Source organism: Streptomyces sp. NPDC127114 (assembly GCF_042677525.1).
Taxonomy (GTDB): domain Bacteria; phylum Actinomycetota; class Actinomycetes; order Streptomycetales; family Streptomycetaceae; genus Streptomyces.
The window spans coordinates 1-16,618 of the sequence record NZ_JBHXTJ010000061.1; the positions used below are offsets into that span (position 1 = coordinate 1).

General features: G+C 72.5%; 13 protein-coding genes. 7 read left to right on the forward strand and 6 right to left on the reverse strand.

Going from position 1 to position 16,618, the window contains the following annotated elements:
- Window positions 1–187: 187 nt before the first annotated feature.
- Window positions 188–1,021, reverse strand: coding sequence for a hypothetical protein (locus tag ACFVGS_RS34675; RefSeq protein WP_384419528.1), 834 nt, complete (start codon window positions 1,019–1,021; stop codon window positions 188–190).
- Window positions 1,022–1,310: 289 nt separating this feature from the next.
- Here ACFVGS_RS34675 and ACFVGS_RS34680 point away from each other — a divergent pair, with 289 nt between their 5' ends.
- Window positions 1,311–2,222 carry an aminoglycoside phosphotransferase family protein gene (locus tag ACFVGS_RS34680; RefSeq protein ID WP_385696186.1) on the forward strand — a complete coding sequence of 304 codons (912 nt, stop codon included), beginning with the start codon at window positions 1,311–1,313 and terminating at the stop codon, window positions 2,220–2,222.
- Between the two features lie 52 nt (window positions 2,223–2,274).
- Here the strand turns inward: ACFVGS_RS34680 and ACFVGS_RS34685 are convergent, their stop codons facing one another.
- Window positions 2,275–4,317, reverse strand: a complete 2,043-nt coding sequence (locus tag ACFVGS_RS34685) for a HelD family protein (RefSeq protein WP_385696188.1) — start codon at window positions 4,315–4,317, stop codon at window positions 2,275–2,277.
- A 279-nt stretch (window positions 4,318–4,596) separates the two neighbouring features.
- Here ACFVGS_RS34685 and ACFVGS_RS34690 point away from each other — a divergent pair, with 279 nt between their 5' ends.
- From ACFVGS_RS34690 to ACFVGS_RS34700, 3 genes are all read left to right on the forward strand, one after another.
- The gene (locus ACFVGS_RS34690; protein ID WP_384419520.1) at window positions 4,597–4,773 is read left to right on the forward strand and encodes a hypothetical protein; all 177 of its coding nucleotides are present in this window, start codon (window positions 4,597–4,599) and stop codon (window positions 4,771–4,773) included.
- Window positions 4,774–4,821: 48 nt separating this feature from the next.
- Window positions 4,822–5,133 carry a hypothetical protein gene (locus ACFVGS_RS34695; protein ID WP_385696191.1) on the forward strand — a complete coding sequence of 104 codons (312 nt, stop codon included), beginning with the start codon at window positions 4,822–4,824 and terminating at the stop codon, window positions 5,131–5,133.
- A 78-nt stretch (window positions 5,134–5,211) separates the two neighbouring features.
- Entirely contained in the window at window positions 5,212–6,603 is a 1,392-nt protein-coding gene (locus ACFVGS_RS34700; protein WP_385696193.1) for a hypothetical protein, read from the forward strand.
- 167 nt (window positions 6,604–6,770) lie between these two features.
- On the opposite strand, the gene ACFVGS_RS34705 is transcribed toward ACFVGS_RS34700, so the two are convergent.
- From ACFVGS_RS34705 to ACFVGS_RS34720, 4 genes are all read right to left on the reverse strand, one after another.
- Window positions 6,771–8,411, reverse strand: coding sequence for a DNA repair helicase XPB (locus ACFVGS_RS34705; RefSeq protein WP_385696196.1), 1,641 nt, complete (start codon window positions 8,409–8,411; stop codon window positions 6,771–6,773).
- An 83-nt stretch (window positions 8,412–8,494) separates the two neighbouring features.
- A complete protein-coding gene (locus ACFVGS_RS34710) occupies window positions 8,495–10,876 on the reverse strand; it encodes a tetratricopeptide repeat protein (protein ID WP_385696199.1) in 2,382 nt (793 codons plus the stop codon).
- Complete coding sequence (locus tag ACFVGS_RS34715; protein WP_385696201.1) at window positions 10,873–12,579, reverse strand: hypothetical protein; 1,707 nt, start codon at window positions 12,577–12,579, stop codon at window positions 10,873–10,875. Before ACFVGS_RS34715 ends, ACFVGS_RS34710 begins: the two co-directional genes overlap by 4 nt.
- A gap of 156 nt (window positions 12,580–12,735) precedes the next feature.
- Complete coding sequence (locus ACFVGS_RS34720) at window positions 12,736–13,476, reverse strand: GntR family transcriptional regulator (protein WP_385696204.1); 741 nt, start codon at window positions 13,474–13,476, stop codon at window positions 12,736–12,738.
- A 260-nt stretch (window positions 13,477–13,736) separates the two neighbouring features.
- Between ACFVGS_RS34720 and ACFVGS_RS34725 the strand changes: the two genes are divergently transcribed.
- Genes ACFVGS_RS34725 through ACFVGS_RS34735 form a run of 3 tightly spaced genes read left to right on the forward strand, consistent with a single transcriptional unit; the run spans window position 13,737 to window position 16,617 of the window.
- Window positions 13,737–14,894, forward strand: a complete 1,158-nt coding sequence (locus tag ACFVGS_RS34725; protein ID WP_385696206.1) for an ABC transporter substrate-binding protein — start codon at window positions 13,737–13,739, stop codon at window positions 14,892–14,894.
- Window positions 14,891–15,805, forward strand: a complete 915-nt coding sequence (locus ACFVGS_RS34730; protein WP_384419500.1) for an ABC transporter permease — start codon at window positions 14,891–14,893, stop codon at window positions 15,803–15,805. Before ACFVGS_RS34725 ends, ACFVGS_RS34730 begins: the two co-directional genes overlap by 4 nt.
- Window positions 15,793–16,617 carry an ABC transporter permease gene (locus tag ACFVGS_RS34735; protein WP_384419497.1) on the forward strand — a complete coding sequence of 275 codons (825 nt, stop codon included), beginning with the start codon at window positions 15,793–15,795 and terminating at the stop codon, window positions 16,615–16,617. The genes ACFVGS_RS34730 and ACFVGS_RS34735 overlap by 13 nt, the downstream gene beginning before the upstream one ends.
- The last annotated feature ends 1 nt before the right edge of the window (window position 16,618 follow it).

Sequence of the window (16,618 nt, forward strand, 5' to 3'; positions counted from 1 at the left end):
CAGGCCATCGCGAAGCGACGCGACCGAAGGGAGCGCCCTTGACGCGGCGGTGGAGGGAGCCACACTCGGATCAAGGGCGGCCGCACCAGAAGCCCCCACGCAACGCCCGCCCGTACGACCTCAGAAACCCGCCACACCCACCCGGACCCCCGCCCGTCACCACCTCAGAAACCCGCCACCCTCCCGCTCACCTCCCCACCCGCGCCCCCGTCTCGTCGCACGGCAGCGAGCGGCCCGGGTGGTCCGTCGCGAAGTCCTCGGCGATGTCCGCCGCCGTCTCCGACATCGCCTCGTTCGTGATGCGGATCTGGCCCGAGAACGGCTTGTCGATGTCCTCGATCAGGAGCAGCGCCCCGGTGAACAAGCCCGCCAGCACCACCAGCAGCACGTAGTGCGACGGGCCCCGGCGGCGGGGCAGGCCGAACGCGAAGGCGCCGATCGTCGCGGCCAGGGAAACGACCATGAACCAGTAGACGACCGTGGGAATCGCCGGCATCGCCTCCGACAGCCGGGTCTGGCGGGCGACGGAACGTTCGTCGTCGGCCTTCACCAGCAGCTCGAACGTGTTGCTGTCCTGCTGCGCAAGGGCCTTGAAATGGCGGCGGAAGTCCGAGGACCACACCGATGCCTCGGCTGCCCTCTCGCCCGCGTCCGTCATCTTCGGCCACTCGTAGGTCATGATCGCCCGCGCGTAGCAGACCGCGTCGGCCTGCACGCCCTCGCGCTGCTCCTCCGGCGCGTAGTCGGCGACCTCGTACAACTGGTCCACCCGGTGGGCCTCCGCTCCCACGGCGGTGCCGGCCGCGCCGTACGACTCCGCCGCCACGACGATCACGAAGGCCACGAGCAGTACGGCCAGCGTCTCCAGCGGGCTGATCAGGTCGCTGACCGAGGACTCCTCGCCGTCGCCGTCGCCGTTGCCGTCGCCCTCGGGTTCGGCGCGGCGGCGGCGCAGGTGGTTGGCGAACAGGCCGGCTGCGAGCGCGGCCAGCATGATGACGATGGTGATGGTGGTGAGCATGAGTGCGGCCCTCGGCCCCCTGTAGGCGGTCGATCCGTGTTCCCGCCGTCAGCCCACCACGCCCGCCACACCCCGGCACGTCGAAGCTGCGCCGCCTGGCCTACCGTCCCCTTCCCCAGGCCCTGCCCCAGCCTCCGTCAGACCCTTCCCTGCCCCAGCCCCCGTCAGCCCCTGCCCTTGCCTTCCCCGGGCCCTCCCCTGCCTTCCCCAGGCCCTGCCCCCTGCCGCCCTCCTGCCCTCGCCGAAACTCCGTGGCGGTCTTGTCTCCGCCCGTCGTAGCCTCGCGCGCATGCTGCCGCAGACCCGCCTCGACGAGGATCTCGTACGCCGTCTCATCGCCGCCCAGTTCCCGCAGTGGGCCGGGCTGCCCGTGCGGGAGATGGCGACCGCCGGGACCGACAACGCGATGTTCCGGCTCGGCGACGGGCACGTCGTGCGGTTGCCGAAGGCCACCTGGGCGGCCGGGGACGCCGAGAAGGAGCAGCGGTGGCTGCCGCGGCTCGCGCCGGGGCTGCCGCTCGACGTGCCGGTGCCCGTGGGGTGCGGGGTGCCGGGCGAGGGGTACGGGCAGGTGTGGTCCGTGTGCGAGTGGCTGGAGGGTGCGGATGCCTACACCGCCCCGATCGCAGATCTTCCGCACGCCGCACGGGAGTTGGGTCGGTTCGGGGTCGCGCTGCGGGGCGCCGACGCGAGCGGCGGGCCCGCGTCGTACCGCGGCGGGCCGGTCACCGACTGGGAGGACGGCAACATGCCCGGGGCCATCCGTGGCCTCGCCGCCGACGGCGTTCTCGGTGACCGTGACGCCGAACGTGCCGCCGCTGCCTGGGACGCGGTGCTCCGGCTGCCCGCTTACGAGGGCGAGCCCGTCTGGGTGCACGGTGACCTGCTGCCCGGCAACCTGCTGACCCGCGACGGGCGGCTCAGCGCCGTCATCGACTTCGGCGGGCTCGGCATCGGCGACCCCGCCATCGACACCATGGCCGCCTGGAGCCTCTTCACGCCCGACACCCGGCCCCTCTTCCGCGAGGCGGCCCAGGTCGACGACGCGACCTGGGCACGCGGGCGCGGCTGGGCCCTGTGCTGGGGCATGGTGACCGAGCAGTACTACGGCGGCGGGCGGAACCCGGTCCTCGCCGCGGTCGCCCACCGCACCTGGAGCCAGGCGCTGGCCGAGTACGACGTCCCCGAGGGGATCCGCTAGGCCGCTTCCTTCGGATCAGGGCCGGACCCGGCCAAGATCCGGAAGAGACGGCCTAGGCGCCGAGCTGCTCCGGCAGGTCCGCCGCGTGGACGACGGTCAGGCCCGAGACCGCGCGGGTCAGTGCCACGTACAGGCGGCGCAGGCCCGTTCGTTCGTCGGGTTCGCCGTCGACGACGGCTGCCGGTTCGTCCAGGACGACGTAGTCGTACTCGAGGCCCTTCGCCAGCGAGGCGGGGACCAGGGTCAGGCGGGACTCCGCCGTGGTCTCCTCGCCGGGGGAGAGGAACGGCATGCCCGCGGCCGTCAGGGCCTCCGCCAGCGGGGTGATGCGGGCGTCGGCGGCGATCAGGCCGATCGAGCCCTCGTGCGTCAGGGCGTCGAGGCAGGCCGTGATCACGTCGGCGTCCAGGGTCTCCGGTTCCGAGCGGCGGACCTCCAGGGAACCCGGGTTCTCACGGACCGACTCCACCGGCGCCAGGCCGGGTGACATGTGCGGCAGCAGCCGCGAGGCGTACGCGATGACCTCGCGCGGCACGCGGAAACCGGCGGTCAGCTCCTCCACGACCGCGTCCGGCTTGCCCAGGTGCGCGAGTGCCTGCGCCCAGCTCTGCGTCGCCCACGGCGTGGTGCCCTGCGCCAGGTCGCCGAGGACCGTCGCGGAGCCGGTGGTGCAGCGGCGGCCCACCGCGCGGTACTGCATGGGGGAGAGGTCCTGGGCCTCGTCGACCACCACGTGGCCCAGCGAGTGGGTGCGTTCCACGAGGTCCGCGGCCTCGTCGACGAGGACCGCGTCCGCCGCCGACCACTCCGCGGTCTTCACGCTGCGGGCGGGCTTCGCCCACAGCAGCAGCTTCTGCTCGTCCTCGTCGAGGATGCCCGCCGCGTGCTCGGCCAGGAAGTCCGGGTCGCTCAGCAGGCGCAGGACCAGCTTCGCCGGGTCGACCGCCGGCCAGCACTCCTTGACGACCGCCTTGACCGCCGCGTTGCGCGCGACCGCGTTCTGCACCCGGTCGTCGGGTGCCTCGCCGGCCTGCTCCATCCGTACGAGGACGGCGTGGGCGATGCGCTGCGGCAGGGCCTCGCGGGCCGCCCCGTACCGGATGTCGCGGTCCGTCAGTTCCCGGACGATCTCCTCCAGTTCGTAGGCGGGGACGCGCCAGCGCCGCGAGCCGCGGACGACCATCAGCGGCTCCGTCGGCAGCGTGACGTGCGACCACACCGCCCGCCGCAGCACCTCCGCCATCCGGGCGTCGCCCTTGACGACGGCGGTCGCCGCCTCGTCCGTGCCGCGCACCTCGACGTGGGCGACGAGGTCGTCCACCGTCGCCTGCTTCACCTCCAGCTCGCCGAGCGCGGGCAGCACCTGCTCGATGTAGTGGAGGAAGGAACGGTTCGGCCCGATGACGAGGGTGCCGGTGCGGGCCAGCCGCTCCCGGTGGGCGTAGAGGAGGTAGGCGACCCGGTGCAGGCCGACGGCGGTCTTTCCGGTGCCGGGTCCGCCCTGCACGCACACCGTGCCGGACAGGTCGGAGCGGACGATCTCGTCCTGCTCGGGCTGGATGGTCGCGACGATGTCGCGCATCGGGCCGACGCGCGGCCGTTCGATCTCCGCCTGGAGCAGGCGGCTGGTCCGTTCCAGCTCGGTGGGGTCGGAGAGGTGCTCGTCCTCGTACGCGGTGAGGTCGCCGCCCGTGTAGCCGAAGCGGCGGCGGAGGCCGACGTCCTGAGGGTTCTGCTTCGACGCCTGGTAGTACGGCTGGGAGACCGGCGCACGCCAGTCGATCACCATCGGGTCGCCGTCGGCGTCGTGGACGTGCCGCCGGCCGATGTAGAAGCGCTGTCCTTCCTGCGTGGTGTGCAGGTAGTCGAGGCGGCCGAAGAAGAGCGGGGTGTCGGCGAGGTCGGCGAGGGCCTTGATGCGGTCCTCGATCTGGCGCTCCAGGACGGCGGCGTTGACCCAGTTCGCGGTGACGTCCTTGATGTCGAGCGACTGCACGTCCTCGCGCATGGCGCGCAGGGCGGCGCGGGACGCGGTGAGGTGGGCGCGCTCGCGCTCGAGCGGGTCGTCGGCGGACAGCGCGGACGGTGCGGACACGGTGAAGCCTCCGGGTCGGGTACGCGGACACGTCAAGGTGGCCGCCGGTTTCCGACCGGACGGCGGCTCTCCACGTACGGAGCCGAACGGGAGGCGGGGAAGCTGGCGAGTGTACGCCGCCGCCGGGGCGGACGCGAATGGTTTTCTCTCGCGCGTGCTGGTGCGCGGGTCGGGTGGACAAACCCGCAGGACCCGTAGGGGTGGGGTCCGACTCGCGGGGGATCCCGGTTCGCTCCCCAGGCCGATGTGTTCGGAATGTCCGTTTCGGATGATGGATGCATGACCGCCACCACCCTCACCCCAGCGACCACCGTCCCGCACCGCCTCGGCCTCGCGCTCCGGGCGATACGCGCCTTCGGCTCCGCCGCCGTCGGCGTCGTCCTGCTCGGCTCGTACGGGGACGAACAGGCGGGCGTGCGCGCCCCCCGCCCTGAGTACTCCGGCGCTCCCGAATGAGTACGGCGGCCGTGCCGTCCGGGACCCCGCCGATGATGTGATCGGTGCATGACGACACCGCAGGACCCCACGTCCCCCTCCGTGCGCGCCCTGCGCGCCATGGCGTTCGGTGCCTTCGCCGTGCTCCTCCTGTGCGCGCTGCTGACCGCCGCCGCCGTCCTCCAGGACGCGATCGGGGGCGACGGCGTCAGCGGCGGCCTCGCCGCCGCGGGCGGCTGGTCCCTCGCCGCGTCCGGCCTCTGCGCCCTCGTGGCGGCCGCGGCGCCCCGCGACGCGATGGCGTACCGCACCCGCGCGATCGCCGTGACCGCCGCGTACGCCCTGGCGGTCCTCGGCCCGGTGCTCGCCGCGCTGGACTAGGGCGAGCACAACCTTCGGCCGTGCTCGCAGGTCTCCTCATCGCACCGCCTGTGCACCGCCTGTGCATTGCCTGGGCAATTGACGCAGACGAACGAGGAGATCATGAAGAAGCCTTCCACCGGCCGCCCCTTCGCGCGGCTCGGTGCCTGTGCCGCCGTAGCGGGCCTGGTCACCGTCGGACTTTCCGCGACGCCGGCCCTCGCCGACGGCGACCAGCTGTGGGTCAACGCGTCGCCGTGGCAGCTGGTGCTGCCCAAGGCGAGCGAGACCGGGCCGCAGCCCGCGCCCACCACGCTCAACCTCAGCCTGTCCCACGACAACGCCGCCAACCAGGTCGTCGACGGCCGGATCACCGTCGACATCTCGGGCCTCGCCGGCATCGCCGAGGTCACCTGGCCGGAGGCCTGCGCCCCGGCCGGCACCGCCACCGCCGTCTGCTCCGTCCCCGAGGTCCCGGGCACCGGCAACGACAGCCCGGTCAAGGTGCCGGTGAAGGTCCGCGCCGCGGTCGGCGCGGCCGTCGGTGCGAGCGGGCGGATCAGCTACCGGGCGACGGCCACGACGACGACCGGCGAGCAGCTCACCTCCGGCGAGGGCTGGACCGAGGTCCGTGTCGCCTCCGGCCCCGACCTCTCGGTCACCGCGCTGCCCCCGGCCACCGGCGTCACGCCCGGCGCCACCGTGCCCGTGCCGCTGACCGCCGTCAACAACGGTGACCAGCCCGTCAACGGCGTCCAGGTCACCTACTACGTCACCCGCGGCCTCACCCTGAACGGTCTCGCGCCGCAGTGCGTCAGCGCCCCGGCCGGCAACGACCAGGGCCCGATCCACGCGGTGACCAAGGTCGACTGCGCGTACGACGACGTCGTCGAGCCCGGCGGAACGTTCACCCTGCCGTCGCCGGTCACCGCCACCGTCGCCCCGTACGGGCTGTACGAGCGCGTGGACGTCGGCGTGCAGCCGCGCGACGGCGCCGAGGACCTCCAGCCCGAGGACAACGGCGCCATCAAGGCCGTCACCGTCGCCAACACGGCCGACTTCGCGGTCCGCGGCGCCCGGCTGACCGCCGCGGCCGGCGAGACCGTCACCGCCCAGGTGACCTTCCGCAACCGCGGCCCGGCATGGGTCGCCAACCTCGGCTCCGGCGACCCGGTCGGCCGCGTCGACGTGACGATCCCGCGGGGCGCCACGGCCACCGCCGTACCGGACGCCTGCGAGCCGCGCACGGCGGACGGCGGCTGGTGGGAGGGCGAGGTGCGCACCGGCGCGCCGCGCTACTCGTGCAACCTGCCGATCTGGGTCGCCGAGAAGCAGACGGTGGTCCTGCCGTTCCAGCTGCGCGTCGACACGGTCGTGACGGGTGCGAAGGGCGCGGTGGTGCTGCAGCCGCCGTACGGCACCGAGCCGCTGCCGTTCGACCCGAACCGCGCGAACGACAAGGCGAAGATCGTCCTGAACCCGGCGGTCTGACCGCCGTACGCGAACGGACGCGCGCGAGCGTAGGCGCGGCCGGAAGCGCGGGGCCCCGTCCGGGCACGAATGCCAGGACGGGGCCTTTCGCATGCCTGCGGCCTCCGGGCTGCTGCCTGCGGCCTGCTGCCCGCGACTGCGGCCTGCGGCTCGCTTCCCGCCGCCTACTACTCCGCCAGCAGCTCGCTCGCGTCGACGATCCGGTAGGCGTAGCCCTGCTCGGCGAGGAAGCGCTGCCGGTGGGCGGCGAAGTCCTGGTCGATGGTGTCGCGGGCGACGACCGAGTAGAAGTGCGCCTGGTGGCCGTCGGACTTGGGCCGCAGGACGCGGCCGAGGCGCTGGGCCTCCTCCTGGCGGGAGCCGAAGGTGCCGGAGACCTGGATGGCGACGGTGGCCTCGGGCAGGTCGATGGAGAAGTTCGCGACCTTGGAGACGACGAGGACGCTGATCTCGCCGTTGCGGAAGGCGTCGAACAGCTTCTCGCGCTGGGCGTTCGAGGTCTCGCCCTTGATCACCGGGGCGTTCAGGTGCTCGCCGAGCTCGTCGAGCTGGTCGATGTACTGGCCGATGACGAGGATCTGCTGCCCCTCGAACCTCTTCACCAGCGCCTCCGTGACCTTCCGCTTGGTCGCGGTCGTGGCGCAGAAGCGGTACTTCTCCTCGGCCTCGGCCGTCGCGTAGGCGAGCCGCTCCGAGTCGGTGAGGTCGACCCGTACCTCCACGCAGTCGGCGGGCGCGATGTAGCCCTGCGCCTCGATCTCCTTCCACGGCGCGTCGAAGCGCTTGGGACCGATGAGCGAGAACACGTCGGACTCGCGGCCGTCCTCGCGGACCAGGGTCGCGGTGAGCCCGAGGCGGCGGCGCGCCTGGAGGTCGGCGGTGAACTTGAAGACCGGCGCGGGCAGCAGGTGGACCTCGTCGTAGACGATCAGGCCCCAGTCGCGGGAGTCGAAGAGCTCCAGGTGCGGGTAGACGCCCTTCCGGCGGGTGGTGAGCACCTGGTACGTGGCGATGGTGACGGGCCGGATCTCCTTCCGGGTCCCGCTGTACTCGCCGATCTCGTCCTCGGTCAGCGAGGTGCGCCTGACCAGCTCGTTCTTCCACTGGCGGGCGGAGACGGTGTTGGTGACCAGGATCAGCGTGGTCGCCTTCGCCTGGGCCATCGCGCCGGCGCCGACCAGCGTCTTGCCGGCGCCGCAGGGCAGGACGACGACGCCGGAGCCGCCGTGCCAGAAGCCCTCGACGGCCTGCTGCTGGTACGGCCGCAGCGACCAGCCGTCCTCGGCCAGGTCGATCCGGTGCGCCTCGCCGTCCACGTAACCGGCGAGGTCCTCGGCGGGCCAGCCCAGCTTGAGGAGGGTCTGCTTGATCTGTCCGCGCTCCGACGGGTGCACGACCACGGTGTCCTCGTCGATCCGCTGCCCGACGAGCGGCTGCACCTTCTTCGAGCGCAGGATCTCCTCGAGGACGGGCCGGTCGGTGGTGGTGAGCACGAGCCCGTGCGTGGGGTGCTTGGACAGCGTCAGCCGCCCGTAGCGCGCCATCGTCTCGGCGACGTCGACGAGCAGCGCGTGCGGCACCGGGTACCGCGAGAACTCCACGAGCGCGTCCACGACCTGCTCGGCGTCGTGTCCGGCCGCCCGCGCGTTCCACAGCCCGAGCGGCGTCACCCGGTAGGTGTGGATGTGCTCGGGCGCCCGCTCCAGCTCGGCGAAGGCCGCGATGGCCCGCCGGCAGGCGTCGGCCTGCTCGTGGTCGACCTCCAGGAGGAGCGTCTTGTCGCTCTGGACGATGAGCGGACCGTTCATGTAGGTGCATCCCCTTCCGCGCGGGCGGCCGACCCGCGGCCAAACATCCAGTCTGCCTGATGCGCGGGGGATCATGACCGGCTCTAGCCGGGGCGGCCCGCAGCGGGGCGCAGGCCGACTCCGACCCGCCTGCGCACCTGCCGGACGAGATCGAGAGTCTCGACGGCGGTCTCCACATCACCGGTCCGGTGGTAGAGCTCGGCGGCGAGCTCCAGGTTCTCCAAGGCCTCGGCGTTGTCACCCAGCCGCAGCAGGGCCTGCGCGAGTCCCCGGAGTTCGAGGGCCAACGCGTGATCGTCGTTGCTCTCGAGGAAGGCCTCCAGTGCGAGCGTATGCAGGCGTACGGCCTTCTGCCACTTGCCTTGTCGCTGGCGGACGAGGGCCATGTTGCCCAGGCACATCGCCTCTGCGCGGCGGTCGCCCAGTCGCCGGAAGATGGCCACGGCCTCCTTGAGGGCGGCGAGAGCGGCCTCGGGTTCTCCTGCCGCGGTGAGCGTCGCGCCGAAGTTGGCCAGCTCGATGCCCTTCTCGTGGGGCATGGCCAGGCCGTCGGCTAGGGCGAGGGCACGCCGGTGCAGCGCCAGCGCCTGCTCGGCCTTCCCATGGTCGCGGGTCGCCCTCGCGAGGCCGCCGAGAGCCTGGGCGCAGCCCCGTAGATCGCCTTCCTGCCGGTAGATCTTCGCGGCTTTGCGCAGCGGCCGGGCGCCCTCCTCGGCCCGGCCCGCCTCGAGCAGTGTCTCGCCGGTGTTGGAGAGCGCGCTCGCGAGCCCGCGGCGGTCCCCGGCGCGTTCGAACAGCCGGGCGGCCTTGGTGTGCGCCGCGAGGGCCTCGTCGAACCGCCGCTGGTCGTGCAGTGAGAGGCCGAGGTTGTTCAGCGTGCTCGCGAGCGCCTGGTGCTTCCCCAGCTTTCGGCAGATCGTGACGGCCTTGCGGTGCGCGCGTACCGATCTGCGCAACTTGCGCATGTCCCGCAGCACGGAGCCGAGGGAGCTCAGCAGGGCGGCCTCGCGATAGCGGTCCTTGCTTCTCCGACTCGACCGGATGCCCGCGCCGAGCACCCAGGCGGCGTCCTCCAGGTACCGCATCTCCAGGAGGAACTTCCCGACGGGCACCGCGAGGGCCACGCACATCAGGTCGTCCTCGGCCTCATGGGCCCAGACGGCGGCCGCGATCAGGTTCTGCCGCTCGGCCTCCAGCCACCGGAGGGCCGCGGCCCGGTCGGCGAAGAACGGTTCCCTGGTCGTCTTCGCGGGGTCGAAGAGCGTCTCGCCGGCCCGGGTGGCCATCCGGTGGAAGTGGACGAGGAGCCGCATGAGCCCCTCGCCCCAGGTGTGGTCGCCGGAGCGGAGTCTTCCCCGGGCGTAGAGGCGTACGAGACTGTGCTGTTGCCAGCGGCCGTACGGTTCGCGGGGCTCGACCAGGTTCCGCCGGGCCAGTTCGTGCAGGAGCCGTTTGGTCTCTGTGATGTCCGCGCCGAACAGCTCGGCCGTCGATTCGGTGGAGAAGTCCGGTCCGGGGTGCAGCGACATCAGGCGGAACGCCCTGGCCTGCTCTTCGGTGAGCTGCCGGTAGGAAAGGTCGAAGGCCGCGTTCACGGCCCGGTCCTCGCGGCGCAGTACGGAGAGCCTGGAGTGGGCGTCCTCCAGGTCCTGGCGGAGGTCGGACAGGGGCCGGTTCGGCACGTCCACGAGGAGCGAGGCCAGGATGCGCAGGGCCAGCGGCAGGCCTCCGCACAGTGCCGCGAGCCGGTCGGCCTCGGCGGCCTCGTCCGCCACCCGTGTGTCTTCGGGCCGGGCCGTGCGGAGGGCTTCGGCCAGCAGCTCACGACCCTCCGGGACGGCCAGCTCCCGCAGGGTCACGGTCAGGGCGTCGAGCTCTGCCAGGGAGTGTCGTGAGGACACGAGCGTGGACGTGCTCCCGTCGCCGGGCAGGAGATGGTGGATCTTGCCGCTGGGCGGCAGGTCGTCCAGGACGACGAGGACGCGGCGTCCGGCGGAGGCGAGAGCGCTGAGCGCGGAGCGGTACACGAGCGCGCGTTCCTCGATTCCCGGCGGAACGTGTTCCGGGGGGATGCCGAGGGCGCGGAGCAGCGTGCCGAGGGCACGCTTCGGCGACACACGGCTCTCCTCGTCGTAGCCGTGCAGATCGACGAAGAGCACGCCTCCGGGAAACCAGCCCTCCTGGAGGGCCGCGTGGGCCGCCTGGAGGACGAGTTCGGTCTTTCCCGCCCCGGCGAGGCCGGTCACGACCACGGTGTCGGCGGTCCCGTCCGGCGCGTGTGGTGAAAGCGCCGCGAGGACGTCCCGGAGCGGTGTACGGCGCCCGGTGAAGGCGGCCGACCGGCGGGGAAGTCCGGCCGGCGCGGGGTCCGGACGGTCCGGGAGCGTCAGGGTGACGGTCCGGCCTTGGACGACGACGCTGAAGAGGACTCCTCCGCCGACGTGGTTGTTCGTGTACTCGGTCACGCGCCGGCCGCCCGGTGGCGGGCGAGAGCCCTGTTGAAGGCGATCACCTCGGCGGCGGTGAATCCGTTTCTCGTCTCCTCGGTGACGATGTATCCGACCTCGCGCCACGCGTGGAGAGGGGCGGGGTCCATGCCCTCGTCGGCGACGCGCTCCGCCAGGTCGAGGAGCATGCTGTCGAAGCGCTCCTTGGTGAGCGGGGTGGGTTCGTCGGCGTCGGGGTCGAAGAACAGCGGGTCTTCGGGTGCCGGTTCGCGCCCGAACTTCTCCCGGAAGTAGTCCAGTTGCCCTTCGAAGGCCTCGATTGCCTCCTTTCCCTCCGTGGTGTCGCCCGAGAACCGGATGACGGAGCTGCCGTCCGCGTTCCAGATGCGCTCGACGGGATGGTCGGACGGGCGGCGGACAGGCGTGGCGTCCCCGGCCTTCTTGCGGATCTTCTCGGTCACCGCCCCGCGCACGGCCGCACGCCGGGCCGCCCAGGCCTCGTGGGGCTCGTCGTGCGCGCCATGGACCCCGTCGGTTTCATGGGCCACTTCGGCTTCGTCGGCTTCGTCGGCTTCATCGGTTTCGTCGGCGTCGAGGAAGCCGCCGTTGCGCGCCGCGGTGGCCAGGCGCATCCGGGCGTGCATGCCCGCCCAGTCGAGCATGTCCGGCGTGAGGTCCCTCTCCAGCGTGGAGACTTCGGGGATGCCCAGCTCGAACGCCATCCGCGGCAGGGCGAGGCCCGGCGAACCGGTCCACAACAGGGCGTCGGACGGGATCGGCTCGGTGAACGCGGGCAGGGCGAACAGGTGCCCCAGCGTCTCGGCCACGGTCATCTCCCGGTCCGGGGCCACGAGAAGGACGTCCAGGACGGGCACGAGTGCCGATGCCTCGTCCAGAGAGAGGGCCCACGCGCATGCCTGCTCGCCCATGTCCTCCAGGGGCTCGCCCGGTTTCGTCATGAGCTGTGCGTACAGGGCGGGGAGCAGGAAGGCGGATTCCTTCTTCACCGGCATGCCGAGGTCATGGAGTCGCCGCAGTCCGTCCCGGAGGACCGCCTGCGGGGTGTCGCCGACTCCGGACCCGGGCTCGGCCTTCCAGAATCGCTTCACCCGGGCCTTGGCGTCCTCCGGTGGTTCCGGGAGGTCCAGGTCGGGGTCGGGGCCGCGGACGGCGCGGCAGTCACGGAGGGCCTGGTCCGGCAGGAGCCTTCGCGGCAGGCGTCGCCGGTCCAGTCCGGCCGCTTCGAGCCGCCCGGCGAGTGTGAGCATCAGGTATCCGTCGTCCACGGGGAGGTCCGACTCCGTACTGAGCGCCACGACTTCTTCCACGAAGCGCCGGATGCCCCTGCCGTGCACGGTGTCCCGCAGAAGACGCAGCCAGGCGTCCCGGGCAAGGGCGAAATCGGACGCGTCTTCGAGACTCATGGGCCAGCCCGTTCCGAGGAACAGCAGGTCCAGGGGATCGGCATCCCGGTACCAGTGCGGCGCCGTGCCCTCCTGCTGGGCGAGCGCCAGGGCCATGTAGCCGACGGCGTAGCAGGCCGCGAGGCTGGGGTTCCTCGGCGTGTTCGTGTGCATGAGCCGTGCCATGGCTCGCGAGGCGATCGTCTCCGGGTCGTCGCTCATGGAGTCGTCGACCACCGTGTCGTCGATCAGGGTCTCTTCCGCGGGGAGAGCGGGCGCGCCGCGTCGGTCCCGCTTCTTCCTCGATGCCTTTCCCACACTGCCCTCCCGGTACGGAGAATGGCACATGCCACGGACAGGCCGTCCGGAGTTCCGGGGTACTTCGTCACACGAGGTGCGCCCGCAGGAGGCGGGCCCCGTCGGCCCGCCCTCGCCGGCCCTCAGTCGTACCCCGCCTTCGTCGGCCCGCCCTCGTCAGCCCGCCGGCGTTCGCATCAGCGGGTTGTGGCCGATCGCGTTGTGGACCGTGAAGCTGACGGCGTCCGGGCGGTAGCGGTCGTCGGACCATTCGACGGGGCGGCCGTCGTGGGTCGTCGTGACGCGGCGGACGCGGAGGAGGGGGCTGGTGCGGCGGACGGCGAGGAGGGCGGCGTCCTGGGAGCCGGCGGAGATCGCGTCGATGACGTGCTCGCCGTGGGCGAAGACCAGGCCCGTGTCGTCGTAGAGGCGCTGGGTGACGGAGGCGCAGTCCGGGTCGACGGCCTCGACGGCGGGGGAGATCCAGTCGGCGTAGACGGTGCGTTCGACGAGGACCGGCTCGCCGTCGAGGCCGCGCAGGCGGAGCACGTTGAGGACGGGCGTGCCCTGGGGCAGGTGGAGGCGGGTGGCGTCCTCGGCGGTGGCCGGGCGGTACTCCTGGGCGACGACGTGGCCGGTGGCCGTGCGGCCCATCGCCTGGGCCCACTGGGCGAAGCTGCGCAGCTCGGCGAAGCTCTGGCTGCGGCGCGGGGCCAGGACGACGCGGCGGGCGCCCTGGCGCGAGCCGATCAGGCCCTCGGCGGTGAGGGCGGCGACGGCCTGGCGGACGGTGCCGCGGGAGACGCCGTACTGGGCGGCGAGCTCGGTCTCGGCCGGCAGCAGGGCGCCGACCGGGTACTCCTCGTGGTGGATGGCCCGCCGGAGCTCCGCGGCGATCTGCTCGTGGCGCGCGGTCATCGTTCCCCCCTGGTCGCGTCCTCGGTGTGCGCTGGGCTCCGGTGCGCGCGTACGTCCGTGTGCGGCGTATTCGTGAGTGGCGCACGCTGTGCACAGGAGTACAAGCGTAGTTGAGCATGACGGTGGCCGAAAAGCGCCGTCAATGTGCAGGGAATGGCGGGCATCCGTTCCGGCCTCGTTCATCTTCGCGTCACCGACGCCGGGCGTACTGGGGCCGACTTGTTCAGACAAGTCGAACCCCCGACCTCCCTGGAGAAGCCGTGTCCGTCCCCGCGCACCTCCCGAGGAACGCCGTCCTCGGCGGTTCCCTCGCCCTCGTCGCCGCCCTGTCCCTGACCGCCTGCGGTGCCGCCCCCGAGGCCGTCGGCGGCGGTGGGAACGCCGCCGCCACCGCCGGTTCCGCCGCCGACCTCGGCGGCATGGACGCCCTGGTCGCGGCCGCCAGGAAGGAGGGCACGCTGCACGCCATCGCGCTGCCCCGCGACTGGGCCAACTACGGCGCCGTCATCGACGGTTTCCAGAAGAAGTACGGCATCAAGGTCGAGGTCGAGAACCCGGACGCCTCCAGCCAGGACGAGATCAACGCCGTCACCTCCCGCAAGGGCCAGGACCGCGCGCCCGACGTCCTCGACCTCGGCAGCAGCTTCGCGCTCAGCGCCGCCCAGCAGGGCCTCCTCGCTCCGTACAAGGTGACCGCCTGGAACGACATCCCCGAGTCCCAGAAGGACCCTAAGGGCCGCTGGTACAACGACTACGGCGGCTACGTCTCCATCGGCTGCGACGCCAAGCGCGTCAAGAACTGCCCCACCACCTTCAAGGACCTCCTCAAGCCCGAGTACAAGGGCCAGGTCGCCCTCAACGGCAACCCCACCAAGTCCGGCTCCGCCTTCGGCGGCGTCTACGCGGCGGCCCTCGCCAACGGCGGCTCCTTCGACGACATCCAGCCCGGCCTCGACTTCTTCGCCGAGCTGAAGAAGAACGGCAACTACACGCCCGTCGAGTCCACGCCCGCCACCGTCGAGAAGGGCGAGACGCCCATCAGCATCGACTGGGACTACCTCAACGCCGGTTACGCCGAGGAGTTCCGCTCCAAGGGCCTCGACTGGAAGGTCGCCGTCCCCACCGACGGCCGCTACGCCATGTACTACTCGCAGGCGATCAACAAGGACGCCCCGCACCCGGCGGCCGCCCGCCTGTGGCAGGAGTACCTGTACAGCGCCGAGGGCCAGAACCTCTGGCTCAAGGGCTTCGCCCGGCCGGTCCTGATGCCCGCCCTCGACAAGGCCGGCACCCTCGACAAGGACGCCGCGCTCAAGCTGCCCGCCGTCTCCGGCGTGCCGTCCTTCCCGGCCGAGGCCCAGCAGGCCAAGGCCAAGACGGTCCTCGCCCAGGGCTGGGGCAAGGCCGTCTCCGGATGACCGGCACGCTCACGAAGCCCGTCGCCGCCGCGGAGGCCGCCCGGCGCCCCGGTGCCGCCCGGCCGCGGCGGCGGCGTACGCGCGCCTGGCTCGCCGCCGTCCCGCTGCTCGCGTTCACCGCGGTCGCCTTCGGGGTGCCCGCCGTCGCGATGCTCGGCGGCGCCCTCACCGTCGACGACCCGGCCACCGGCACCAGCGCGTACGGCACCGGGAACCTGACCGCCTCGCTCCAGGGCGCCTACCTCACCGCCCTCCTCGGCAGCGTCAGACTGTCCGCGACCGCCGCCGGCCTCGCCGCCCTGCTCGGCCTGCCGCTCGCGCAGGCCGTCGTCGCCTCCCGGTCCCGCGCCCTGCGCGAGGCCGTGCTCACCGCCTCCGGCGTGCTCGCCAACTTCGGCGGCGTGCCGCTGGCCTTCGCGTTCGTCGCCACCCTCGGCAACGCCGGGGTCCTCACCCGGCACCTCGGCCTCGCCGAGAAGGGCTGGAGCCTCTACAGCTTCTGGGGCCTGGTGACCGTCTACCTGTACTTCCTGGTCCCGCTGATGGTCCTCACCATCACGCCCGCCCTCGACGGCCTGCGCACCCAGTGGCGCGAGGCCGCCCGCAACAACGGCGCCACCGCCCTCCAGTACTGGCGGCACGTCGCCCTGCCCGTGCTGCTGCCCAGCCTGCTCGGCGGGCTCGTGCTGCTCTTCGGCAGCGCCTTCGCCGCGTACGCCACCGCCGCCGCGATGGTCGGCAGCGCCGTCCCGCTCGTCACCCTGCAGATCTCCGACGCCATCTCCGGCAACGTCCTCGTCGGCCAGGAGAACGTGGCGCTCGCCCTCAGCCTCGACATGGTCGTCGTCGCCGGGCTCGTCATGGCCGTCTACCTGCCCCTGCAACGCCGGAGCTCGCGATGGCTCGCCTGAACACGTCCGACACCCTCTGGCGCCGGGTCGTCCTCGGCCTCGCCGGGCTGTACTTCCTGGTGCCGCTCGCCGCCTCCGTCGTCTTCACCGTCGACGTGCCGGGCCGGGGCCTCACCCTCGACGCGTACACGAGGATCCTCGGCACCGAGGGCTTCGGCGGCAGCCTGCTGCTGTCCCTCGGCCTCGGCGCCGCGACGATCGCCGTCGTGCTGCTGCTCATGGTGCCCGCCACGGTCGCCCTGCGGCTCGGCGCGCCGCGGCTGCGGCCGGTCGTCGAGACCGTGTGCTCGCTGCCGCTGGTCGTGCCGCCCATCGCGTTCGTCGCCGGCATCGGCACCGTACTGAAGTGGGGCCCCGAGCACCTCGCCCGCACACCCCTCTTCCAGACCTTCGTGGCCCTGCAGAACCCGGGATTCCCGCTGGTCCTCGTCCTCGCGTACGTGGTGATGGCGCTGCCGTTCGTGTACCGCTCCCTCGACGCCGGACTGCGCGCGGTCGACGTCCGCACCCTCGTCGAGGCCGCCCGCAGCTGCGGCGCCGGACGCGTCCAGGCCCTGGTCAGCGCCGTCCTGCCCAATCTGCGCGGCGCCCTGATGAACGCGGCCTTCCTCACCCTGGCCCTGGTCCTCGGCGAGTACACGGTCGCCCAGCTGCTCGGCTTCCGGCCGTTCGCCGTGTGGATCGTCAACGTCTCCGGCTCGCAGGCCCAGCTGTCCGTGGCCGTCTCCGTGCTCAGCCTGCTCGTCACCTGGCTGCTGCTCCTCGCCCTCGCCGGGGCCGGCGCGCGCCGCCCCCGTACCGCCAAGGAATGAC